Source organism: Hydrogenimonas cancrithermarum, from assembly GCF_030296055.1.
In the GTDB taxonomy this organism is placed as follows: Bacteria; Campylobacterota; Campylobacteria; order Campylobacterales; family Hydrogenimonadaceae; genus Hydrogenimonas; species Hydrogenimonas cancrithermarum.
Genome location: NZ_AP027370.1, coordinates 1525389 through 1549447 on the forward strand (window position 1 = coordinate 1525389; position 24059 = coordinate 1549447).

Annotated in this window: 20 protein-coding genes and 6 tRNA genes; 24 read left to right on the forward strand and 2 right to left on the reverse strand. The window is 51.8% G+C overall.

Features of this window, described 5'->3' with window-relative positions; translation table 11 throughout:
* Positions 1–60: 60 nt before the first annotated feature.
* From QUD54_RS07995 to QUD54_RS08090, 20 genes are all read left to right on the forward strand, one after another.
* Positions 61–137, forward strand: a tRNA-Thr gene (locus QUD54_RS07995).
* A 38-nt stretch (positions 138–175) separates the two neighbouring features.
* Positions 176–261: transfer RNA gene (locus QUD54_RS08000), tRNA-Tyr, on the forward strand.
* Between the two features lie 16 nt (positions 262–277).
* Positions 278–354: transfer RNA gene (locus QUD54_RS08005), tRNA-Gly, on the forward strand.
* A gap of 77 nt (positions 355–431) precedes the next feature.
* A tRNA-Thr gene (locus QUD54_RS08010) sits at positions 432–506 on the forward strand.
* A gap of 183 nt (positions 507–689) precedes the next feature.
* Positions 690–1889: an elongation factor Tu gene (gene tuf, locus QUD54_RS08015; protein WP_286336210.1), complete on the forward strand. Its 1200-nt coding sequence runs from the start codon at positions 690–692 to the stop codon at positions 1887–1889.
* A gap of 53 nt (positions 1890–1942) precedes the next feature.
* Entirely contained in the window at positions 1943–2101 is a 159-nt protein-coding gene (gene rpmG, locus QUD54_RS08020; protein ID WP_286336211.1) for a 50S ribosomal protein L33, read from the forward strand.
* 27 nt (positions 2102–2128) lie between these two features.
* Positions 2129–2204, forward strand: a tRNA-Trp gene (locus QUD54_RS08025).
* Between the two features lie 18 nt (positions 2205–2222).
* A complete protein-coding gene (secE, locus tag QUD54_RS08030; RefSeq protein ID WP_286336212.1) occupies positions 2223–2402 on the forward strand; it encodes a preprotein translocase subunit SecE in 180 nt (59 codons plus the stop codon).
* A 10-nt stretch (positions 2403–2412) separates the two neighbouring features.
* A complete protein-coding gene (nusG, locus tag QUD54_RS08035; RefSeq protein WP_286336213.1) occupies positions 2413–2943 on the forward strand; it encodes a transcription termination/antitermination protein NusG in 531 nt (176 codons plus the stop codon).
* A 21-nt stretch (positions 2944–2964) separates the two neighbouring features.
* The gene (gene rplK / locus QUD54_RS08040; RefSeq protein ID WP_286336214.1) at positions 2965–3390 is read left to right on the forward strand and encodes a 50S ribosomal protein L11; all 426 of its coding nucleotides are present in this window, start codon (positions 2965–2967) and stop codon (positions 3388–3390) included.
* 61 nt (positions 3391–3451) lie between these two features.
* Entirely contained in the window at positions 3452–4156 is a 705-nt protein-coding gene (gene rplA, locus QUD54_RS08045; protein ID WP_286336215.1) for a 50S ribosomal protein L1, read from the forward strand.
* A 157-nt stretch (positions 4157–4313) separates the two neighbouring features.
* A complete protein-coding gene (rplJ, locus tag QUD54_RS08050; protein WP_286336216.1) occupies positions 4314–4799 on the forward strand; it encodes a 50S ribosomal protein L10 in 486 nt (161 codons plus the stop codon).
* Between the two features lie 71 nt (positions 4800–4870).
* On the forward strand, positions 4871–5245 hold the full coding sequence (gene rplL, locus QUD54_RS08055; RefSeq protein ID WP_286336217.1) for a 50S ribosomal protein L7/L12: 375 nt from the start codon (positions 4871–4873) through the stop codon (positions 5243–5245).
* Positions 5246–5385: 140 nt separating this feature from the next.
* A complete protein-coding gene (gene rpoB, locus QUD54_RS08060) occupies positions 5386–9546 on the forward strand; it encodes a DNA-directed RNA polymerase subunit beta (protein WP_286336218.1) in 4161 nt (1386 codons plus the stop codon).
* Positions 9524–14041, forward strand: a complete 4518-nt coding sequence (gene rpoC / locus QUD54_RS08065; RefSeq protein WP_286336219.1) for a DNA-directed RNA polymerase subunit beta' — start codon at positions 9524–9526, stop codon at positions 14039–14041. The genes rpoB and rpoC overlap by 23 nt, the downstream gene beginning before the upstream one ends.
* A 124-nt stretch (positions 14042–14165) precedes the next feature.
* Positions 14166–14537, forward strand: coding sequence for a 30S ribosomal protein S12 (rpsL, locus tag QUD54_RS08070; protein WP_286336220.1), 372 nt, complete (start codon positions 14166–14168; stop codon positions 14535–14537).
* Between the two features lie 25 nt (positions 14538–14562).
* Positions 14563–15030: a 30S ribosomal protein S7 gene (gene rpsG / locus QUD54_RS08075; protein ID WP_286336221.1), complete on the forward strand. Its 468-nt coding sequence runs from the start codon at positions 14563–14565 to the stop codon at positions 15028–15030.
* A 117-nt stretch (positions 15031–15147) separates the two neighbouring features.
* Entirely contained in the window at positions 15148–17223 is a 2076-nt protein-coding gene (gene fusA / locus QUD54_RS08080; protein ID WP_286336222.1) for an elongation factor G, read from the forward strand.
* A gap of 128 nt (positions 17224–17351) precedes the next feature.
* Positions 17352–17428: transfer RNA gene (locus QUD54_RS08085), tRNA-Arg, on the forward strand.
* Between the two features lie 65 nt (positions 17429–17493).
* Complete coding sequence (locus tag QUD54_RS08090) at positions 17494–17997, forward strand: ankyrin repeat domain-containing protein (RefSeq protein ID WP_286336223.1); 504 nt, start codon at positions 17494–17496, stop codon at positions 17995–17997.
* Here the strand turns inward: QUD54_RS08090 and QUD54_RS08095 are convergent.
* Complete coding sequence (locus QUD54_RS08095) at positions 17994–18422, reverse strand: globin domain-containing protein (RefSeq protein WP_286336224.1); 429 nt, start codon at positions 18420–18422, stop codon at positions 17994–17996. The genes QUD54_RS08090 and QUD54_RS08095 overlap by 4 nt on opposite strands.
* A gap of 85 nt (positions 18423–18507) precedes the next feature.
* Between QUD54_RS08095 and QUD54_RS08100 the strand changes: the two genes are divergently transcribed.
* The 4 genes from QUD54_RS08100 (at position 18508) to QUD54_RS08115 (ending at position 22710) form a co-directional block, all read left to right on the forward strand.
* A complete protein-coding gene (locus QUD54_RS08100; RefSeq protein ID WP_286336225.1) occupies positions 18508–19890 on the forward strand; it encodes a hypothetical protein in 1383 nt (460 codons plus the stop codon).
* Between the two features lie 135 nt (positions 19891–20025).
* Positions 20026–21027, forward strand: coding sequence for an AAA family ATPase (locus tag QUD54_RS08105; protein WP_286336226.1), 1002 nt, complete (start codon positions 20026–20028; stop codon positions 21025–21027).
* Positions 21024–22187, forward strand: coding sequence for a vWA domain-containing protein (locus tag QUD54_RS08110; RefSeq protein WP_286336227.1), 1164 nt, complete (start codon positions 21024–21026; stop codon positions 22185–22187). Before QUD54_RS08105 ends, QUD54_RS08110 begins: the two co-directional genes overlap by 4 nt.
* Position 22188: 1 nt before the next feature.
* On the forward strand, positions 22189–22710 hold the full coding sequence (locus QUD54_RS08115) for an O-acetyl-ADP-ribose deacetylase (RefSeq protein ID WP_286336228.1): 522 nt from the start codon (positions 22189–22191) through the stop codon (positions 22708–22710).
* On the opposite strand, the gene QUD54_RS08120 is transcribed toward QUD54_RS08115, so the two are convergent.
* The gene (locus QUD54_RS08120; RefSeq protein ID WP_286336229.1) at positions 22705–23973 is read right to left on the reverse strand and encodes a DNA polymerase Y family protein; all 1269 of its coding nucleotides are present in this window, start codon (positions 23971–23973) and stop codon (positions 22705–22707) included. The two genes, QUD54_RS08115 and QUD54_RS08120, sit on opposite strands and share 6 nt — an antisense overlap.
* Between the last annotated feature and the right edge of the window lie 86 nt (positions 23974–24059).

The following is a 24059-nucleotide window of genomic DNA, read 5'->3' on the forward strand; positions in this document are numbered from 1 at the left end:
ATCCGAAAAGTTCTTGACAAGAAATGAAAAAGATATTACAATTGCACTCCAATTTCAAACGCCGGTGTAGCTCAGTTGGCTAGAGCAGCTGATTTGTAATCAGCAGGTCGCGGGTTCGAGTCCCATCACCGGCTCCATTTTTTAATTTGTCAGTGTTTGTACCAGAGTGACAACTGGTGGGATACTCAAGTGGCCAACGAGGGCAGACTGTAAATCTGCTGGCTTTCGCCTTCGGAGGTTCGAATCCTCCTCCCACCACCATTTTGTCGTAAGCGATGCGGGAGTAGCTCAGTTGGCTAGAGCATCAGCCTTCCAAGCTGAGGGTCGCGGGTTCGAGTCCCGTTTCCCGCTCCATCGATTCTGGGAGCTGAAATATTTTTTGATTCTTGCAATTAGATTCACCCTGATATTCACTCCTAGTAAAAACCAATGCCCAGATAGCTCAGTGGCAGAGCACTTCCTTGGTAAGGAAGAGGTCGGCGGTTCAATCCCGCTTCTGGGCTCCACGCCCAAACGCCGATAATATCGGGGTTCAAAGAGGCTACGGAGCACACAAGCACAAAATGACAAATTTTTTGGTATAATACGGCCCACAAATTGGCAGGGTGCCTCTGTAAACAGGCTCATAAGAGTTTTTTGCGGGAATGTTTGCAGAGGTACCCTATTTTAATTCTTTTATGGAGGACACTATGGCTAAGGAAAAATTCGAACGAACCAAGCCGCACGTAAACATCGGTACTATCGGTCACGTCGACCATGGTAAAACTACACTGACAGCTGCGATCACTGCAGTTCTCGCTACCAAAGGTGATGCAGAGCTGATGGATTACGATCAGATCGACAACGCACCGGAAGAGCGCGAGCGCGGTATTACAATCGCTACATCTCACGTTGAATATGAGACTGACAAGCGCCACTACGCACACGTCGACTGCCCGGGTCACGCCGACTACGTCAAAAACATGATTACAGGTGCTGCTCAGATGGATGGCGCGATTCTCGTCGTTTCTGCAGCGGATGGCCCGATGCCGCAAACACGCGAGCACATCCTCCTCTCTCGTCAGGTAGGCGTTCCTTACATCGTTGTATTCATGAACAAAGCGGACATGGTTGACGATGAAGAACTCCTCGAGCTGGTCGAGATGGAGATTCGTGAACTTCTGAGCGAATATGACTTCCCGGGTGACGATACTCCGGTTATCGCAGGTTCTGCCCTCAAAGCGCTTGAAGAAGCGAAAAGCGGCACACTTGGCGAGTGGAGCGAAAAGATCCTCGAGCTGATGGACGCAGTCGACGAGTACATCCCGACACCTGAGCGCGAAACTGACAAAGACTTCCTGATGCCGATCGAAGACGTCTTCTCAATTTCTGGACGTGGTACGGTTGTTACAGGTCGTATCGAGCGCGGTAAAGTGTGTGTCGGTGACACAATCGAGATCGTCGGTATCCGTGATACGCAGACTACGACTGTTACAGGCGTCGAGATGTTCCGTAAAGAGATGGATTGCGGTGAAGCGGGCGACAACTGTGGTGTTCTTCTTCGCGGTACGAAAAAAGAAGATGTCGAGCGCGGTATGGTTCTTTGTAAGCCTGGCTCAATCACGCCTCATACACAATTTGAAGCTGAAATCTATGTTCTTACAAAAGAGGAAGGCGGACGCCATACTCCGTTCTTCAACGGATACCGCCCGCAGTTCTATGTACGTACAACTGACGTGACAGGCGCTATTACGCTTCCTGAGGGAACCGAAATGGTTATGCCTGGCGACAACGTTAAAATCACAGCTGAACTTATCGCACCGATCGCAATGGAAGAGGGTACACGTTTCGCAATCCGCGAAGGTGGACGTACTGTCGGCGCGGGTGTTGTTTCTAAGATCATCAAGTAACACACGAAACTAAAGGCAGCCGACAGGCTGCCTTCGCCTAAGGATCAAACAAGATGAGAATCAATATAGGACTCAAGTGCAGCGAGTGTGGCGAAATCAACTACACGACGACTAAAAACTCGAAGACTCATACTGAAAAGTTCGAGACGAAAAAGTTTTGTCCGCGCTGCAACAAGCACACACTTCATAAAGAAGTAAAACTCAAAAGCTAATCCCGCAAGGGATTCTAGCTTTTCGATAGGGCAGTAGCTCCAATGGTAGAGCATCGGTCTCCAAAACCGAGTGTTGGGGGTTCGAGTCCCTCCTGCCCTGCCACGTTAAGGAAAACAAATCATGGAAAAATTGATTAACTATGTCAACCATGCAAAAATTGAACTATCCAAAGTAATTTTTCCAACCAAAATGCAGGTTAGACAGGCTTTTTTTGCCGTTTTTCTCGTCGTGACGGTTGTTTCACTCTTTCTGGCACTGATCGACGTGATCATGTCAGCATCGCTTTCCGCGCTCATTTAAGGGGTTTTTGATGGCAGCTAAATGGTACGCAATACAAACCTATGCGGGAAGTGAGCAAAGTGTCAAAAGAGCGATAGAAACGATGGCCGAACAGCTGGGCATCCAAGATCGCATCGAAGAGATCGTCGTTCCGACCGAAGATGTGATCGAGGTGAAAAACGGGAAGAAAAAAATCACTGAACGATCGCTCTATCCGGGATACGTCTTTGCAAAAATGGATCTCGATACCGACCTGTGGCACAAGATCCAGTCGCTGCCGCGAGTCTCGCGTTTTATCGGCGAGTCGAAAAAACCGACGCCACTCAGTGAAAAAGATGTTCAGAATATACTGGACAAAGTTGAAAACCGAGCAGCGCCGAAGCCGAAAATATCTTTCGAACCCGGCGAGATGGTTCGCATTATCGACGGACCGTTTGCGAACTTTACCGGTATGGTGGAAGAGTACGATCTCGAGCACGGGAAACTTAAACTGAACGTTTCGATTTTCGGCCGAAGTACACCGGTGGAGATCCTCTACTCACAAGTCGAAAAAATAATCTAAACTCAAAAGAAGGGAAACGCAATGGCAAAAAAAGTTGTTGATGAATTCAAGTTGCAAATTCCTGCCGGGAAGGCGAATCCGTCTCCTCCAGTAGGTCCTGCGCTGGGTCAGCGTGGTGTAAATATTATGGAGTTCTGTAAAGCGTTCAACGAAAAGACCAAAGATATGATGGGATACAACATTCCCGTCGTTATCACTGTCTATTCCGACAGAAGCTTTACGTTTATCACGAAAAAGCCTCCTGTCACCGATCTGATCAAAAAAGAGATTGGACTGCAAAAAGGTAGTGACAACCCCCTTAAAAACAAAGTGGGTAAAATTACCAAAGAGCAGATCATGAACATCGTGAAAACGAAAATGGATGATCTTAACGCACACGATGACGAAGCGGCTGCACGTATTATCGAAGGCAGCTGCCGTAGCATGGGCGTCGAGGTAATCGACTAAACGATCTTCACCGCCAGATCTCAAAGATGCGGTAGCAAAAAAATTTGCGGAGAAAATAATTATGTCCAAAAAAGTTTCAAAACGAGTGCAGAAACTGCTCGAAAAAATCGATACAAACAAAACTTATTCTATTGATGAAGCGACAAAACTTGTAAAAGACCTCAAGTCGGCAAAATTCGATGAGACAGTCGAATTGGCTCTACGTCTAAATGTCGATCCGCGACATGCCGACCAAATGGTTCGTGGCGCTGTCGTTCTTCCTCATGGAACGGGAAAAAATGTTCGCGTCGCCGTTTTCGCGAAAGGAGCCAAAGCCGACGAAGCCAAGACAGCGGGAGCTGACGTCGTCGGAGCTGAAGACCTTGTAGAACAGATTCAGAACGGAAATATTGATTTCGACATCGTCATTGCCACACCTGACATGATGGGCCAGGTCGGTAAGATCGGCCGTATACTCGGGCCGAAAGGCCTGATGCCGAACCCGAAGACCGGAACGGTCACGATGGATGTCGCACAAGCGGTCAAAAACGCCAAAGGCGGCCAGGTGAATTTCCGCGTCGACAAAAAAGGTAACATTCATGCCGGTATCGGTAAAGCGAGCTTCGATGCCGAAAAACTGGCTGAAAACCTCAAGACATTCGTAGCAGCTATCAACAAGCAAAAGCCTGCGGCAGCCAAAGGGCGATATATTCAAAATGCTGCATTGTCATTGACGATGAGCCCTTCAATAAAGCTCGACACGACCGAGTTGATGGATATCAAATAAACGATTAGGTTCTGGGAACCACGTTTGGATTTGGGTAACACTTCCGAACCTGAAGAAAACCCAAAGCTTTTTATCTTAGACTGAAGATAGTTAGGGGCTACAAGCTTAATCGGCTTCATGCCGCCCTTCTTGAAGTCTCAGTCGGAAAGGAGGAAACATGACCCGAAGCGAAAAAGAACAGCTCGTTGCACAACTTTCCGATGCATTCAGCGAAGCCAACTGCATCGTCATCTGCGATTTTAAAGGGATGACGGTAAAGGAGTTGGAAGGCTTCCGAAAAATCGGATTTGAAGCAGGGCTCGGTGCACGCGTCATTAAAAACACGCTTGCGGAACTTGCGTTCAAAAATGCGGGAATCGAAGGCGTTGAGTTGCGTGAAACCAACATGGCAATCTGGGGAGAAGATCCGATTGCGACTGCCAAAGCGGTTGCCAAATACGCCAAAGAAAACGACAAATTCGTTATCAAAGGCGGTGTGATCGACAAAGTTGCTGTCGATGCTGCGAAAATCGTAGAGTACAGCAAACTCGCTGGCCGCGAAGAGCTGCTTGGAATGCTTTTGTCCGTATGGACGGCTCCGCTGCGCAATATGGTTTGCGGACTGGACAATCTGGCGAAGAAAAAAGAAGAAGAGGCTGCGTAACAATAGCCGCAGCTTGAAAATGGCTGCCTAAAATGCAGCCAATAAGATAATATTCCTAATAGGAGATAAACATGGCAATTACTAAAGAAGAATTGTTCGAATATATTGAAGGTCTGTCTGTTCTCGAACTCAACGAACTCGTAAAAGAGTTTGAAGAGCGTTTCGGAGTCTCTGCTACACCAATGGTCGTCGCTGGTGCTGCAGGTGGTGAAGCCGGCGGTGGTGCCGAAGAGCAGACTGAATTTGATGTTGTACTGACAAGCCCGGGTGCTAAGAAAATCAACGTCATCAAAGTTGTCCGCGAAGTTACCGGCCTTGGTCTCAAAGAGGCGAAAGAGGCTGTTGACAACGCTCCTACTACCATCAAAGAGGCTGTCAGCAAAGAAGAGGCTGAAGAGCTTAAAGCCAAATTCGAAGAAGCTGGCGCGACTGTCGAAGTTAAATAACATTTTAAAACATTTACATAAAGGGGAGGCTAAACCTTCCCTTTATCTGTTTTGTACTACACTTATTGGTTTTATGCCACTTACCGTATCATTCCTTGATACTTCCCTATGCAACACACTACTGAATGAGGTCTTAGCCCATGCTTAACAATCTTAAATCAGGAAACCGCTTACGTGTTGATTTTGCGAAAACTCCCCAGGAGATCGAAGTACCCAACCTCTTGCAACTTCAACAGAGCAGTTACGACAACTTTTTGATGATCAATGAAAAAGATCGATCCAACAGCGGTATCGAACATGTTTTCCGATCTATCTTCCCAATCCATGACCCACAAAACCGACTGACACTCGAATATGCCGGCAGTGAAATCACCAAGCCGAAATATACAGTCAGAGAGTGTATGGAGCGCGGACTCACGTATGCCGTTTCATTGAAAATGAAAGTGAGGCTCACACTGTGGGAACGCAACGACAAGACAGGTGAGAAAACCGGTGTCAAAGATATCAAAGAACAGGCTATTTTCGTTCGCGATATCCCGCTAATGACCGATCGGACATCATTCATCATCAACGGTGTCGAACGTGTTGTTGTAAACCAGCTTCACAGAAGTCCCGGCGTCATCTTTAAAGAAGAGGAAGCCGCTACCGGAGTCAACAAACTTCTCTACACGGCGCAGATCATTCCCGATCGAGGCTCTTGGCTCTATTTCGAGTACGATGCGAAAGATATCCTCTATGTGCGCATCAACAAACGCCGTAAGATTCCTGTAACCATTCTATTCAGGGCACTTGGCTATACGAAACAGGATATTCTCAAACTCTTCTACCCCCTGATGAGCATCCGTGTCAAGAGCAACAAGTTCCTGATGCCGTTCAAGCCGGAAAATTTTGCAGGCCGTCTCGAATACGACGTCAAAGATGAAGACGGCAATCTCATTATCGCGGCAGGCAAACGCCTCTCTTCAAAGCGTGCGAAAAAACTTGTGGATGATGGCCTCAAGTGGGTCGAGTATCCAGTGGATATTCTCATCGAACGTCATCTTGCCGAACCGATCATCGACCAGGAGAGTGGTGAGGTTCTGCTCGACACGTTGACGCAGCTCGACGAGGGCAAGTTGAAAAAGATCATCGACAACGGCGTCGAAGAGTTCGTTATCGCCGACGATCTCGCCAGCGGCGTGGACCAGTCGATTATCAACGCCTTCCATGCCGATCAGGAAAGCCTAAAGCTTCTGAAGCAGACAGAGCAGATCGAGGACGAGAACGACCTCTCCGCGATTCGTATCTACAAAGTGATGCGTCCGGGTGAACCGGTGACCAAAGACGCGGCGAAAGCTTTTGTCAAACAACTCTTTTTCGATCCGGAGCGGTACGACCTCACGCGTGTCGGACGAATGAAGATGAACCACAAACTCGGCGTCGAGGTTCCCGAGTACGTCACGGTTATGACCGATGAAGATATCATCAAGACGGTCCAGTACCTTATCCGTGTCAAAAATGGCCAGGGACATATCGATGACCGCGACCACCTTGGAAACCGACGAATCCGTGCGATCGGTGAACTGCTCGGAAACGAGCTTCAGACGGGTCTCATCAAGATGCAGAAAGCGATTCGCGACAAGATGAGTACGATGAGCGGTAATCTCGACGAGCTGATGCCACACGACCTGATCAACTCCAAGATGATCACCAATACGATTCTGGAGTTCTTCACCAGCGGCCAGCTGAGCCAGTTTATGGACCAGACCAACCCACTTTCGGAAGTGACACACAAACGACGCCTCTCCGCACTTGGTGAAGGCGGCCTCGTCAAAGAGCGCGCGGGCTTCGAAGTGCGCGACGTCCATCCGACCCATTACGGCCGTATCTGTCCGATCGAAACGCCGGAAGGCCAGAACATCGGTCTTATCAATACACTGGCTTCCTATTCGAAAGTCAACGATCTCGGTTTTATCGAAGCACCTTACAAAAAGGTCAACGAGGGCAAAGTGACAAGCGAGATCGTTTACATGACGGCGACGCAGGAAGAGGGTTTGACGATCGCGCCTGCGAGTACGAAACTCGATGAAGACGGCAATATCGTCGAAGATCTGATCGAAGCGCGACGCGACGGTGAGATTTTGCTTGTCGACCGCAGCGAAGTCGACTATATCGACCTCAATCCGCTGATGGTCGTCGGTGTTGCGGCGAGCCTCATTCCGTTCCTCGAGCACGATGACGCCAACCGTGCACTGATGGGATCGAACATGCAGCGCCAGGGTGTGCCGCTTTTGATCCCCGATGCTCCGGTTGTCGGTACGGGTGTCGAGAAATTGATCGCGCGTGACGCATGGGTCAGCATCAAGGCGAAGCGTGCGGGCATCGTCGAAAAAGTCGACGCCAAAAACATCTATATCATGGGCGAAGATGAAGATGGCGCCTTTATCGACCACTATGTGCTGCAGAAAAATATGCGAACCAACCAGAACACGACTTTTACCCAGGCACCAATCGTCAAAAAAGGCGACAAAGTCGATGAGGGACAGGTGATCGCGGATGGTCCAAATATGGATCAGGGAGAACTTGCGATCGGTAAGAATATCATGGTCGCCTTTATGCCGTGGAATGGCTACAACTTCGAGGATGCGATCGTCGTCAGTGAAAAACTGATTCGTGAAGATACGTTCACATCGGTCCATATCTACGAGAAAGAGGTAGAGGCGCGTGAACTGAAACACGGTGTCGAGGAGATCACGCGCGATATTCCGAACGTTCGAGAAGAGGATATCGGCCATCTGGACGAGAGCGGTATCGTCAAGATCGGTACATACATCAAGCCGGGCATGATCATGGTCGGAAAAGTTTCACCCAAGGGTGAAGTGAAGCCGACGCCGGAAGAGCGGCTTCTTCGTGCCATCTTCGGCGAAAAAGCGGGCCATGTCGTCAACAAATCTCTCTACTGTCCGCCTTCGATGGAGGGTGTTGTCGTCGACGTCAAAATCTTCACGAAAAAAGGGTACGAGAAAGATCAGCGAGCGATCCGTGCCTATGAAGAGGAGAAAGCGGAACTCGACCGTGAACATCACGACAAGCTTCTGATGGTCGACCGCGAAGAGATGCTGCGCATCTATTCACTGCTCGGCAATGCGGTTCTTGAAAGCGATGTCGAGATCGATGGCAAAACTTTCAAAGCGGGCGAAAAAATCGGCAAAGAGGTGCTCGAAGGTGTCAACCGCTTCGCGCTCAATGCGATTGCGAAGCACTTCAGTGAAGAGATTCAGCACAAATACGAAGCGCTGAAGAACTACTTCCAGAAAGAGAAACGAAAACTTCGTGACGAGCATGAAGAGAAGCTGAACATCCTCGAAAAAGACGACATTCTGCCAAACGGTGTCACAAAGCTTGTCAAAGTTTATATCGCGACCAAGCGAAAGCTGAAAGTCGGTGACAAGATGGCAGGGCGCCACGGTAACAAAGGTATCGTCTCCAATATCGTTCCGGAGATGGATATGCCGTATCTCGAAGACGGAACGCCGGTCGAGATCATCCTCAACCCGCTGGGCGTTCCTTCGCGTATGAATATCGGGCAGATCCTCGAAGTTCATCTCGGCCTGGTCGGCAAACGACTCGGGCAGCAGATTCAGGCGATCTTCGACGAGAAGAGAGAGGACTTCGTCAAAGAGCTGCGCAAGAAGATGGAAGAGATCGCGGATGTCGCGAAACTGATGAACGCCAAAGAGATGCTGAGTCAGCTGAACGACGAAGAGCTGATCAAATATGCACGTGATTGGGCGAAAGGTGTCCGTTTCGCGACACCGGTCTTCGAAAGTGTCGATGCCAAAGAGTTTGCGAAACTCTTCGAGATGGCGAAGATCGACAGTGACGGTAAGTGTGTCCTTTACGATGGCAAGACGGGTGAGCGCATGAAAGAGCGTGTCAACGTTGGATACATGTACATGCTCAAACTTCACCACCTGGTCGATGAGAAAATGCACGCCCGCTCCACCGGGCCATACAGCCTCGTTACCCAGCAGCCGGTCGGCGGTAAAGCGCTCTTCGGCGGACAGCGGTTCGGAGAGATGGAGGTCTGGGCGCTTGAAGCGTACGGTGCGGCCAATGTATTGAAAGAGATGCTGACGATCAAATCGGATGATGTCGAAGGACGTGTACGCGCCTACAAAGCGATTACGCGTGGCGAAAACGTACCGCCGGCAGGTATCCCTGAAACACTGTTTGTTCTTACCAAAGAACTTCAGTCACTCGCACTTGATGTAGAGCTTTTAGATGAGGAAGAAGAGAATGAAGAAACTGGTTCCAATTGAAGTAACGGAAGAGAATCGTCCGAAAGATATCAAGGCGATTCAGCTCAGACTGGCATCTCCGGAGAAGATTCTCTCCTGGAGCTACGGTGAAGTCAAAAAGCCCGAAACGATCAACTACCGAACACTGAAACCCGAGCGCGACGGCCTCTTCTGTGCGAAGATTTTCGGTCCTGTCAGGGATTATGAATGTCTCTGCGGAAAGTACAAGAAGATGCGCTACAAAGGTGTCGTATGCGAAAAATGTGGCGTCGAGGTTACAACGTCGAAAGTTCGCCGTTACCGTATGGGCCACATCGATCTGGTCACTCCGGTCGCGCATATCTGGTATGTCAATTCGCTGCCAAGCCGTATTGGGACGCTTCTTGGCGTTAAAATGAAAGATCTCGAGCGTGTACTCTACTATGAAGCGTACATTGTCGAAAATCCGGGCGAAGCGAGTTATGACAACGAGGGGAAAGCACCCGTTCTGAAATACGACATTCTCAACGAAGAGCAGTTCCAGTCACTTTTCCAGCGCTTTGGCGACAGCGGATTCCATGCGGAGATGGGCGGAGAGGTCATCAAGCGTCTTCTGTCGGATCTCGATCTCGCCGAACTCTTCCATACTCTGAAAGAAGAGGTCGAAAAAACCGGAAGCGAAGCGAAGCGAAAAACCTTTGTTAAGCGTCTCAAAGTGATCGAATCGTTTCTGAACTCCAACAACCGTCCCGAGTGGATGATGCTCGACGTTCTGCCGGTTCTACCTCCGGATCTTCGCCCGCTCGTCGCGCTCGATGGCGGCAAGTTCGCTGTTTCGGACGTCAACGATCTCTATCGCCGGGTTATCAACCGCAACCAGCGACTCAAGCGCCTGATGGAGCTCGATGCGCCGGAGATCATTATCCGAAACGAAAAGCGCATGCTCCAGGAGTCGGTCGATGCACTCTTCGACAATGGCCGCCGTGGCAATGCCGTCAAAGGCGCCAACAAACGACCGCTCAAATCGCTCAGCGAAGTGATCAAGGGTAAACAGGGACGTTTCCGACAGAACCTTCTGGGTAAACGTGTCGATTTCTCGGGACGTTCTGTTATTGTCGTCGGCCCGAATCTTCGTATGGACCAGTGCGGTCTGCCGAAAAACATGGCGCTCGAACTCTTCAAACCGCATCTTCTTGCGAAACTCGAAGAGAAGGGTTATGCGACGACGCTCAAAGCCGCAAAAAATATGATCGAGCAGAAGACGAACGAAGTATGGGAGTGTCTGCAGGAGATTGTCGACGAGTATCCCGTTATGCTCAACCGTGCGCCGACACTGCACAAACTCTCGATCCAGGCCTTCCATCCGGTTCTGATCGATGGGAAAGCGATTCAGCTCCATCCACTCGTCTGTGCGGCCTTCAACGCCGACTTCGACGGCGACCAGATGGCGGTCCACGTACCGCTTGGTCAGGAGGCGATCGCCGAGTGTAAACTCTTGATGCTCAGCTCCATGAACATCCTGCTGCCTGCAAGCGGCAAGGCGATCACGGTTCCGAGCCAGGATATGGTCCTGGGACTCTATTATCTTTCGCTCGAGCGTAAGGATGTCAAGGGCTCCAACAAGCTCTTCGCCAACGTCAAAGAGGTCCTTACGGCACTCGATGGCGAGCACCTCGACATCAATGCACGTGTCCGCACGATGGTCGATGGCCGCGTTGTCTATACGACGGCGGGCCGCCTGATCCTCAAGTCGATTCTTCCTGACTTCGTTCCCGAGCATATGTGGAACAAAGTGTTGAAGAAGAAAGATATCGGGTTGCTTATCGACCATGTCTACAAATTCGGCGGCCTCGAGATTACGGCGGAGTTCCTCGACAATCTCAAGGACCTCGGTTTCAAATATGCGACGATGGCAGGGATTTCGATCTCCGCCGACGATATCCGTATTCCGGATGCGAAGTACAAACTGGTCGACGATGCGAAGAAGCGTGTCCGTGAAATTCAGCAGCAGTACAGTGCGGGACTTTTGACGGAGCAGGAGCGCTACAACAAGATCGTCGACGTCTGGACCGACACGAACAACGCCGTCGCAGAAGAGATGATGAAACTGATCCGTGAAGACAAAGATGGCTTCAACTCGATCTTTATGATGGCCGACTCCGGGGCACGTGGTTCTGCCGCACAGATTCGCCAGCTCGCAGGTATGCGCGGACTTATGGCGAAACCGGACGGATCGATTATCGAAACGCCGATCGTCTCGAACTTTAAAGAGGGTCTGAACGTTCTGGAATACTTCATTTCGACCCACGGTGCGCGTAAAGGTCTCGCGGATACGGCGCTCAAAACGGCGAATGCCGGTTACCTGACCCGTAAACTGATCGACGTCGCGCAGAACGTCAAGGTCACGATGGAGGATTGTGGAACGCACGAAGGTGTCGAAATTACCGACATCACGATCGGTTCCGAGATGATCGAGCCACTCGAAGACCGTGTCCACGGCCGTGTCCTTGCCGACGACGTCATCGATCCGATCAGCAATGAAATTCTGATCTCCGAGGGAACGTTGATCGACGATGAAAAAGCGCAGCTTATCAAAGATGCAGGTGTCCGTGCCGTTACGATCCGTACGCCGATCACATGTAAAGCACCGAACGGTGTCTGCTCGAAATGTTACGGTCTCAACATGGGTGAAGGAAAACATGTCAAGGTGGGCGAAGCGATCGGTATCATCGCGGCTCAGTCGATTGGGGAGCCGGGTACGCAGCTGACGCTTCGAACCTTCCACATCGGTGGTACGGCATCGAGCGAGAAGGCGGAGCGTCAGGCGATTGCAACCAAAGAGGGCTTCATTCGCTACTATAACCTGAAGACCTACTCGAGTCGTGAAGGCAAACTTCTGGTAGCCAACCGTCGAAATGCCGGTATCCTTCTGGTCGAGCCGAAAATCAAAGCCCCTTTCAGCGGAGAGTTGACGGTTCAGACGATTCATGAAGAGGTGATCCTGACGCTCAAGAATGGCGACGAAAAGGTCCGTTACGCACTGCGCAAGAGCGACGTTGCCAAGCCGAATGAACTCGCGGGTGTCAGCGGCAAGATCGAAGGAAAATTCTATCTTCCGCATGCCAGCGGAACGAAAGTCGAGGAGCACGATTCGATCGTCGAGGTGATAAAAGACGGCTGGAATGTCCCGAATCGTATTCCGTATGCGGCGGAACTACGCGTAAAAGATGGCGCACCAGTGACGCAGACGATCAAAGCGGGTGAAAACGGAACACTCAAATACTTCCAGCTTAAAGGTGACTACCTCGAGCGATACACAGGCGTGAATGTCGGTGACAAAGTGGAAGAGAAAGGCCTTTTCGCCGTCGTTGCGGATGACGAAGGGCGCGAAGCGAATCGCCACTATATCGCACGCGGTTCGATCATCAAGGTAGGTGACGACGAGAAAGTGACGGCCGATACCGTTATCGCGGAGCCGGTGAGCACCGAACATACGATCATCGCCGAGTGGGACCCTTATACCGATCCGATCATCGCAGAAGCGAACGGAAAGGTGACGTTCGAAGATATCATTCCGGGGATTACGGCGAGCGAGCAGTTCGACGAAATTACCGGACAGACACGTCTCGAGATCAACGAGTATACACCGCCTGGGTACAAGCCTGCAATCGTCCTGGCAACGGAGAACGGCGATATTATCCGCTATACGATGGAGCCGAAAACGGCGATCTACATCCAGGATGGCCAGGACGTGCATATCGCGGACATTATCGCGAAGACGCCGAAAGCGGTCGCGAAATCGCGCGACATTACCGGGGGTCTTCCTCGGGTCAGCGAACTATTCGAAGCGCGTCGTCCGAAAGATCCGGCGCTCATTGCCGAGATCGACGGAGTCGTGGCGTTCGGAAAACCGCTTCGCGGCAAGGAACGCATCATCATCACGGATGAAAATGGCCAGACCAGCGAATACCTTGTCGACAAGAACCGGCAGATTCTCGTTCACAACGGCGAATTCGTCCATGCGGGTGAGAAACTGACCGACGGTACGGTTTCCAGCCACGATATTCTCAGAATTCTCGGTGAAAAAGCGCTGCACTACTATATGGTCAGCGAGATTCAGCAAGTCTACCGACGCCAGGGGGTCAATATCTCCGACAAGCATATCGAGATCATCTACTCGCAGATGCTTCGCCAGGTGCGTATCGTCGACAGTGGGAACACGAAATTTATCGCGGGCGATCTTGTGAGCAGACGGCAGTTTACGGAAGAGAACGAGCGCATTATGAAGTTGGGCGGCGAGCCGGCCATCGCCGAACCTGTTCTTGTCGGTATTACGCGTGCGGCTGTCAGTTCCGACAGTTTCATTTCGGCGGCATCTTTCCAGGATACGACGAAGGTTCTGACCGAAGCGAGTATCTCTGCGAAGATCGATCCGCTTGAAGACCTGAAAGAGAACGTCATCATTGGACGACTCATTCCCGTGGGAACAGGCCTTTACAGGCAGGACAAAGTGAAGTTGGAAAGAGGAGTGGATTGAAATCCACTTCTGCCCATTGCACGGATAAAAATTAAAAGATACTTAATTTAAGTTAAATATAATATTTGTTTGGCTATGATTTGCCATCAATTTTGAGAATACTATCAACAAGAAAGGAATTTGAGTGCCTACCATCAACCAATTGGTTCGTAGAGAACGCAAAAAGGTCATCAAAAAATCTAAGTCTCCGGCATTGGTCAAGTGTCCGCAACGACGCGGCGTTTGTACACGTGTCTACACAACAACACCGAAGAAACCGAACTCGGCCCTTCGTAAAGTTGCGAAAGTCCGTCTGACAAGCGGTTTCGAAGTGATCAGCTATATCCCGGGAGAGGGACACAACCTCCAAGAACACAGCATCGTGCTGGTTCGCGGCGGCCGTGTAAAAGACCTTCCGGGTGTTAAGTACCATATCGTCCGTGGTGCGCTCGATACTGCCGGTGTTGCGAATCGCCGCGTATCACGCTCCAAATACGGTACCAAACGCCCTAAATAATTCAAGATAACAAGAGGAACATATAATGAGAAGACGACGAGCACCGGTTCGTGAAGTGATGCCTGACCCGATTTACAACTCTAAAGTGGTCACCAAGTTTATCAACGGAATTATGCTTGACGGCAAAAAATCCGTTGCAGAAACAGTAATGTACAGTGCTTTGAAGATCGCCGAAGAGAAGACCGGCAAAAAAGGGATCGAAGTTTTTGATGAAGCGATCGAAAACGTCAAACCATTGATGGAAGTCAAGAGCCGACGCGTCGGTGGTGCGACTTACCAAGTGCCGATCGAAGTTCGTCCGGTTCGCCAGCAGGCACTCGCGATCCGATGGATTATCGACGCTGCACGAAAGCGCAACGAACGCACCATGGCTGCACGCCTTGCGAATGAACTGATCGAAGCAAGCGAAAAACGCGGTTCGGCATACAAGAAAAAAGAAGATACCTACAAAATGGCAGAGGCGAACAAAGCGTTCGCACACTACCGATGGTAAGCGACTCAGACCTTTACTTGTCTACCCACACCGAGCAGGTTACGCCTGCTTGGTCTTTTTTAAACTGCAATTTGCTATAATCACCCCAAATTTTACCAATGCTAAAAGGAAACAACGATGGCACGAAAAACACCAATTGAACGTGTACGAAACATCGGTATCGCTGCGCACATCGATGCCGGTAAAACAACAACCACTGAGCGTATCCTCTTCTATACGGGACTCTCTCACAAAATCGGAGAAGTGCACGAAGGTGCGGCGACGATGGACTGGATGGAGCAGGAGCAGGAGCGCGGTATCACGATTACCTCCGCTGCGACGACATGTTTCTGGAAGAACCACCAGATCAACATTATCGACACCCCCGGCCACGTCGACTTCACGATCGAAGTCGAACGATCCATGCGTGTTCTCGATGGCGCGGTTGCAGTCTTCTGTGCCGTCGGCGGCGTTCAGCCCCAGTCTGAAACCGTATGGCGCCAGGCCAACAAATACGGTGTTCCGCGTATGGCATTCGTCAACAAGATGGACCGTGTCGGTGCAGATTTCTTCGAAGTGGAGCGACAGATCAAAGAGCGGCTGAAATCCAATGCCGTGCCGATTCAGATTCCAATCGGTGCCGAAGATGATTTCCAGGGCGTTGTAGACCTTGTTACGATGAAAGCGATCATCTGGGAAGATGAAGGTTACGGACAGAAGTTCGAAGTGACCGATATTCCGGAAGATCTCGTCGAAAAAGCGAACGAATACCGCGAGAAACTGATCGAAGCAGTCGCTGAAACGGATGAAGCATTGATGGAAAAATACTTCGGCGGTGAAGAGCTGACCGAAGAGGAGATCAAAAAAGGTATCAAGCAGGCAACGCTCGAAATGACGATGATTCCTATGCTCTGCGGTACCGCATTCAAAAACAAAGGCGTTCAGCCGATGCTCGATGCGGTTGTCGATTATTTGCCGGCTCCGACAGAAGTCAAGTCTATCCATGCGGAAGACTTGGATGGCAACCCTGTCAGCATTGAAGCGACGGACAACGGCCCGTTCGCGGCATTGGCGTTCAAAGTTATGACAGACCCGTTTGTCGGTCAGCTGACATTCATCCGTGTCTATCGCGGCATCATCGAAGCGGGCAGCTATGTCTACAACTCGACCAAGAGCAAGAAGGAGCGTGTCGGACGTTTGCTTAAGATGCACTCCAACAAACGTGAAGAGATCAAAGAGCTCTACGCAGGTGAAATCGGCGCATGTGTCGGTCTGAAGTCGACACTTACAGGCGATACGCTTTGCGACGAGAAAGAGAAAGTGATCCTCGAGCGTATGGAGTTCCCCGATCCTGTTATCTCCGTCGCCGTCGAGCCGAAAACGAAAGCGGACCAGGAGAAGATGTCGATCGCGCTTCAGAAACTGGCGGAGGAAGACCCGAGCTTCCGTGTCCACACCGACGAAGAGAGCGGACAGACGATCATCTCCGGTATGGGTGAGCTTCACCTCGAGATCATCGTCGACCGTATGATGCGCGAATTCAAAGTCGAAGCGGAAGTCGGACAGCCGCAGGTTGCTTACCGCGAAACCATCAAAATGCCGGTCGAGCAGGAGTACAAATATGCGAAGCAGTCCGGTGGTCGCGGTCAGTATGGCCACGTCTTCTTGAAACTCGAGCCGATGGAGCCGGGAAGCGGATATGAATTCGTCGATGCGATCAAGGGCGGTGTCGTACCGAGAGAATTTATCCCTGCAGTCGACAAAGGTGTCCAGGAAGCTCTTCAAAACGGTGTTCTCGCCGGTTATCCGGTCGAAGATGTCAAAGTAACGCTTTATGACGGTAGCTACCACGATGTCGACTCGTCTGAAATGGCGTTCAAACTCGCGGGTTCCATGGGCTTCAAAGAGGGTGCGAGAAAAGCCAACCCCGTTATCCTCGAGCCGATTATGAAGGTCGAAGTCGAAGTTCCCGAAGAGTATATGGGTGATGTCATCGGCGACCTGAACCGCCGCCGCGGACAGATCAACAGCATGGAAGACCGCCACGGAAACAAGATCGTCAACGCATTCGTTCCGCTTGCAGAGATGTTCGGATATTCGACAGATCTCCGCTCCGCAACACAGGGACGGGGCACGTACGCAATGGAGTTCGACCACTATGAAGAGGTTCCGAAAAACGTTGCCGAAGAGATCATCAAAAAACGCAACGGCTAATCGAAAAACCGGGGACTTCCCCGGTTTTTTAGTGAAAAATGAAAAACTAAAAACTAAAAGTTGCGGAAAACGCTCCGCTTTTTATCTTCTACTCAACACTCAGTACTCAACACTCAACACTATCATCCGACCTCGTAGCTCAGCTGGATAGAGCATCGGATTCCTAATCCGAAGGCCGCGCGTTCGAATCGCGCCGGGGTCACCACCTTAAGCGGCCATGTTATTCTTTCTTTTTATCTCTCGACGCCATTAAATTGCTATAATCTCATCATGAGTAACAAACAAATAGAACATGACCTGATCGAAGCGGTCGAAAACGACGAAATTGTCCGTGTGAAACAGCTTCTCGACGCTGGTGCCGATGTCACGGTAGTGAACGAGGAAGAGATGCCGCTTCTGCTGATCGCCATTAAAAAAGGTGCTTCGAAGGAGATGGTAGAGCTTCTTTTGAATGCCGGAGCGAACATCGAGTGGAAGACGGATGAAGGCGTAAGCCTTCTGGACGAAGCAGTCGAGCGCAACAGAATCGATCTGGCGGAACTTTTCATCGAGTGCGGGATCGACCCTGCCGTCACATCTCGAAAGAGCGGGATGACGACGCTGATGCTGGCAGCCTGTTTCGACTATATCGATATGATGGAGATGCTGCTTTCACGGGGCGCCGATCTCTACGCCGTGGATGAAATAGGGATGGGTGCGACCGATTATGCCCGAAAACTCGGGCGGAAACGGGCACATAAATGGCTTGAAGAGAAGATGGCCAACCCCTTTTAGCGGTTGATCATCCAGGCCGAGAAGATATCGAGATATCGCCAGAAACCCTGTTTGAGATGTTCGGGAGCTTCGACCGGTTCAAGGGCCAGTGCGAACTGCTGCAGCCAAATGACGCGGGCCCTGGCATCGATGGCGAAGGGTTGATGTCGTTTCCCCATCATCGGAGCGCCGCGTCGTTCGTTGAAGTAGGGGTGGCCGCCGCAGATCTGGATGAAGAAGTCGGCACTGTTGCGTTTGGCCTCTTCCAGTTCATCCGGTTTATCCGGAAAGAGATGTTTGATTTTACTTTGAACCAAAAGATCGTAGAAGCGGCTGATGAGTGAGCGCATGCCCGCTTCGCCGATCGTTTGCAAAAATGCCGGATCGGGTTTGGTGACGGGCGGTTTGATGCCGGGGCCCGGAATGGGTGTGATCGCGTAATTCATGAAAATCCTTGATGCTCGATAAATTTTCATCAAGTGTAATGGATGGTTCGTGAAAGAGGCATAAAGTTTTGAAAGTATTGGAGAGATGATGGATTTGGCACAGATAATGGAGGGTGTGCAGGGGAAAAAGATCCTCTTTTTGGGAAAGACCCGCACGATGAGCGAAGAGGATATCGAACTCTTCCTCGATCAGGTTGGAGCTTCGAGGGCCGTAGACGAAAATGACGAGCCAATCGCTCTGATCGTGCAGGGGCGGCTGATCAATCCGGTGGAAGAGGCGTACTGCGATGAAAAGTATAAAACAGGTATTCCGGTTATCGAACTTGAAAAACTGGAGAAGTATTATGCAAGCAGCATCGATCGTGATGCGTTGCTCGGGAGTCTGAAACTTTTTGCCAACCGGGAACGTATCATCGACCTGCTGCATAACCGTGCGATCGGTGACGAACTTTTTTGTGAGATCCTCAAACTTTACGACTGGGAGGGAAAAGGGCCGTTCGAGAGCGACGAAAACCGCGATGTCGCCGGCTCGCTCGTGGCACGCTTCTATCCCGACATCGAGCGCAACCACAACATCCAGTACTCGCCGGTCGGCCCCTTTTTGGTGGCGGCACAAAGTGACAACAGAGAGTTGCTCGAAGCGATGGCACAGATACCGGACTACGAAATCACCCAGCGCAGCCAGGATGTATGGATGCCGCGTACGCTGCACGAGTCGCTTCTGATCAATCCGAATTTGCCCAAAGGATTGCTGGATCGATTCTACAATGGAGGTGACCTTCGAAAACGGGGATTTGTGGCGCGACATCCCAATCTTCCCGAAACGAAGCAGAAAGAGCTCATGCAGTCGAGCGCGTGCTGGGTGCATGAGGGATTGGCGCGCAATCCAAATCTTTCAAAGGAGCTCTACGAGGCGTTTTTGAAGGCGGGCAACGACGTGGTGAGAAATGCCTTTTTGCAAAGCCAGCCGATTGGATGGGAGGCGATCGTGACGCAATTGGAAGGGGCCGACGAAAAACGGCTTCAGGCGATCGGGGGTAATCTTCATATGGATGAGGTGACGGCGTTGAAGCTGATCGAGACGGGAGATGAAAACCTTTTGGCGGCGTTGGCTGCCAATGAATCGCTTGCGCAAAGCGTCTACGAAGCGCTGGAGAAGAGAGAGAAGCTCTCGGTACTCAGGAGGCTGGCCGGCAACCCATCGGTCGATCCGAAAATGCTGGAGCGTCTGACGCGCATTCGGGATAAAGGGGTTTACACCGCGCTCGCCGCGAACCCTTCGACACCGCAAAGTCATCTGAAGAATTTTTCCAAAATCCGTGACAAAGAGATAATGATGGCGCTTGCCTCCAACCCTTCGACCCCGATAGAGATACTCCTTGGGTACCAGACCAATGCCGATCTGGCCAACATCCTCAAACGCAACGAAGCGTTTGGAGAGTACATCAAACAGAATCTGGGAATGTAATTTTTCGATGGAAAATGGAGAATTGAAAATGGAGAATGCCAAGATAGCCGCACAGCGGCTTTTTATTTTAAGTTTGAATGAGAGGAAGCGAATCGACCTTCCAGAATCGCTCGCAACTCGTTTTAAAGGATTGTCGTGCGTCCTGTCGAAGTGAAAGCCGCTGTCTCCCATCTGGTCGACGAAAAGGTACCGCTCTTTCTGTGGGGGCCTCCGGGAATCGGCAAGTCTTCGATCGTTCGGCAGATTGCGGATGAGAAGGGGATCGGTTTCATCGACCTCCGCCTCTCTCTGCTCGATCCGACCGATCTGCGCGGTATCCCCTTTTTCGACCAGGTGAGCCGGCAGGCGGTCTGGGCACCGCCGGCTTTTTTGCCCGACGGCAGCGAAGCGGAAGGGGTTTTGTTTCTCGACGAGCTCAACACGGCGGCTCCGATGGTGCAGGCGAGCGCCTACCAGCTCATTCTCGACCGCCGTATCGGCGAATACCGGTTGCCCGACGGCTGGGCGATCGTGGCGGCCGGTAACCGTGAAAGCGACCGGGGGGTCGTCTACCGGATGCCCGCACCCCTGGCCAACCGCTTCGTACATCTGGAGATGGAAATCGATGCGGCACAGTGGAGACGGTGGGCTCTTGATAATGGAATCGACGCGTCGATTGTCGGCTTTATCGGTGCCCGGCCCGACGCGCTCTTCATGTTCGATGCCAAATCGGCGCATCGCAGCTTCGCGACGCCGAGGAGCTGGGAGTATGTCGACAGGATTTTGAAGTCGACCCCCGAAGCGGAGCTGCTGATGCCGCTGATTGCCGGAAGTATCGGCGAAGAGCTGGCAGCCGAGTTTCTGAGCTGGCGCGCCACAGCCTCCGACCTGCCCGATCTTGATGCCGTTTTGCAGGGTTGCGAGGCCGGCGTCCCGGAAGACCCGAATACGCTGCATGTGCTCGCATCGATGATGATGCAGCGTATCGACCGGGAAACGCCTCGCGAAACGCTCGAACATCTGCTGGCGTATCTGGTGAAACTGCCGGGCGAGTTTTCGGTGATGATCGTCAAGGAGCTTCAGCACAAAGGAGTGTTGCTCGAAAAAGCCTCCAACTGGAAAATATGGATCAAAAACTTCAGCTATCTTCTTGCATGAGTGTCGAAACCGAAATTACAAAAGCCAAAACCCGCCTGATGGTGAAGCATCCCTATTTCGGCCTGCTTGCAAGCCGTCTGAAGACGGAGCCAAGTGACGAGGTCGAAACGTTTTTGAGTGACGGGCGGGTGCTGCAGTACAACCCCGACTATTTCGATGACGAGGGGCTCGAGACGATCGAGTTCGCACTGGCCAACAGTGTCATGCACCATGTGCTGGCACACGAAAACCGCAGGCTCTTGCGCCAGGGATGGCTCTGGCAGTTGGCGACCGACTATGCGATCAACGATATGCTCAAACGAAACGGCTTCAAACTTCCCGCCCGTGTCCACTACGACGACCGTTTCGAGGGGATGTATGCCGAAGCGATTTACGCGCAGCTGAAGGACGAGATACAGAACGAAGATTACAACGACGACGAGAGCAACGAAGAGGGGTTCAACGAGCAGAACAAGAACCGTATGACAGAGCAGCAGCCCCCTGAAGATTCGAAAAAGCGCGACGACAACCTTCCGTTGCCACCGCAGGAGCTGGAGCCGGAGCTCGAAGAGCAGTGGGCGCAGGCGATGAAAGAGGCGCTGGAGAAGGCGCAGAATCAGGGGAGCGACCCCGGTGGTATCGAGCGTCTCTTTACGATCACGTCCGATACGACCGTCGATTGGCGCAGCGAACTCTACCAGGCGATCAACCGCCATCTCAAGAACGATTACACCTTCGCCAAACCCAGCAAAAAGATGATCGCACGGGGTGTCTACCTTCCCTCGACCACCAGCGACCGCCTCATCGTGACCGTGGCGATCGATTCCAGCGGATCGGTGAACGAAGCGCTGCTCGGGCTTTTCGTCGGCGAGCTCGAAGCGCTTTTGATGAGCTTTCCCGGTGCGGAGGTGGATGTGCTGATTTGCGATGCGAAGATTCAGGGTGTCTACCGCTTCGTTTCCGGCGAGATTCTCGAGTTTGCGATGAAAGGGGGCGGCGGGACCGATTTTCGGCCGGTTTTCGATTATATCGAAGAAGAACTTTCCGGCACATCGCTGCTCATCTACTTTACCGATGCCGAAGGAACTTTCCCCGACGAGGCGCCTTTTTACGATACGATATGGGTATTGCCCGAAGAGAGATCCGTGCCGTTCGGGCGGACGATCGTTTTGGAGGTGTAGAATGGGTATCCATGTCAAAACCGGAGACATCACGAAAGAGAGGGCGTGTGCCATCGTCAATGCGGCCAACAGCTCTTTGATGGGCGGCGGCGGTGTCGACGGAGCGATCCACCGGGCGGGCGGCCCGGCGATTCTGGAAGCGTGCAGAGAGATTCGTCGCACGAAGTATCCCGACGGTCTGCCCACAGGCGAAGCGGTGGCGACGACGGCGGGCGATCTGCCGGCGAAATATGTCGTCCATACCGTGGGGCCCATCTGGGGACGGTGTGGCGACCGATGCGACGAACTGCTGGCGAACGCTTACGGAAATTCGCTGAAGGTGGCGGCGGAGCTGGGGTGCGATTCGGTCGTATTCCCGGCCATTTCCACGGGCGTATACGGTTTTCCGCCTGAACGTGCAGCGCAGATCGCCTATCGCACCGTGAGGGAGTTTTTGAAAGAACATCCGGGCATGGAGGTGACCTTCATCTTCCATTCGCCGCAGAGCCGTGAAATCTTCGAGAGGGCCAACGGCCTCCTATAGCATCTCCACGGCGGACCGAATCGTGTCGATGCCGTACTTTTGCCGTATCTTGGCCGTCTGATGCCATAGACGCCGTTCTTTCATCTCTCTCTCGTGGCCGAAGAGCGATCCGCGTGTCGTCGGTCGGGTTTCGAAAGCGCCGCAGCCGATACCAAGTCTGACGATGGCCAGGGAGCGGTAAGTGTCGATGGCTTCGAAAAGTTCCAGGATATGACGGCGCAGGGCCAGTTCGCTGAAGGTGAAAGGTTCGGTGACACTGCGTTTGGCCTTCTGTCCGAACTGGTATTTGATCCCCAGAAAGAGCCTCTTGGGCTGTGCATCGATTTTTGTGACGAGGTGGGAGAGATGGCGACAGAGGATAATGAGTCTGCGCCGGATCTCTCTTCGGTCGAAGACCGGATCGATCGTACGGGAGATCCCGATGGAGCGCCGGTCATGTCCGGCGACGACCGATTCGTTATCGTCGCCGTTGACACGGTGGTAGAGCTGTATGCCCGGTTTTTTCCATCGGTAGAGCAGGTGCTTCGCCGCTTTCAACTCGCCGAGCGTTTCGATTTTGTAGGCCTTTAAACGCTTCGAAAAGCCGCGGCCGATACCAGGGAACGCCTCGATCGGTTTCGGATCGACAAAGGCATCGACATCTTTGGCGAAAAGAGCCTTGCACCCGTTCGGTTTCGCGGCGCTTGTGGCCAGCTTGGCGATCCACTTCGAAGGGGCGGCCCCGATGGAGACGGGCAGGCCGAACGTCGTTTCGATCTCTCGGCGAAGCGAATCGATGAAGGCGGGAACGTCTCTATCGGCGATCCATCCTTTCAAATCACCGAAAAATTCGTCGACACTGTACTGTTCGAGCACGGGAACTCTTTTCATCAGCCACTTTTTGAGTGCATGGGATCTGTCGTGATAGAAAAGGTGGCGGGGCGGAAGGACGATGAGGCCGGGAGATTGCTGAAGCGCTTCACGAATCGTCATACCGGTTTTGATGCCGCAGGCTCTCGCTTCGTAGCTGGAGGTGATTACGATACCCCGGATTCTGTCGTTTTCGACAAAATAGTCTCTGAAACTGCTCTCGGCATTGTAGAAAAGTGTCGGGACGAATGCGCCGCTGTTTTCGAGAGTGACATCGATGTTGTGCCCGCTTTTTTGGTCAAAGATAAAAGGGTCGCCGCGTCCCCCTACCGCGATGGGTCTGTTTTTCAGGCCGGGGTTCAAAAGGCGTTCGCATGAAGCGAAGAAAGCGTCAAGATCCAGATGGATGATCATCTCGCTCCTTTATGTGGGAATGGCTTTGTAAATCAGAAACAATTGTAGGGTGATATGGTATGATTGAATTCAAAATATATCATTTT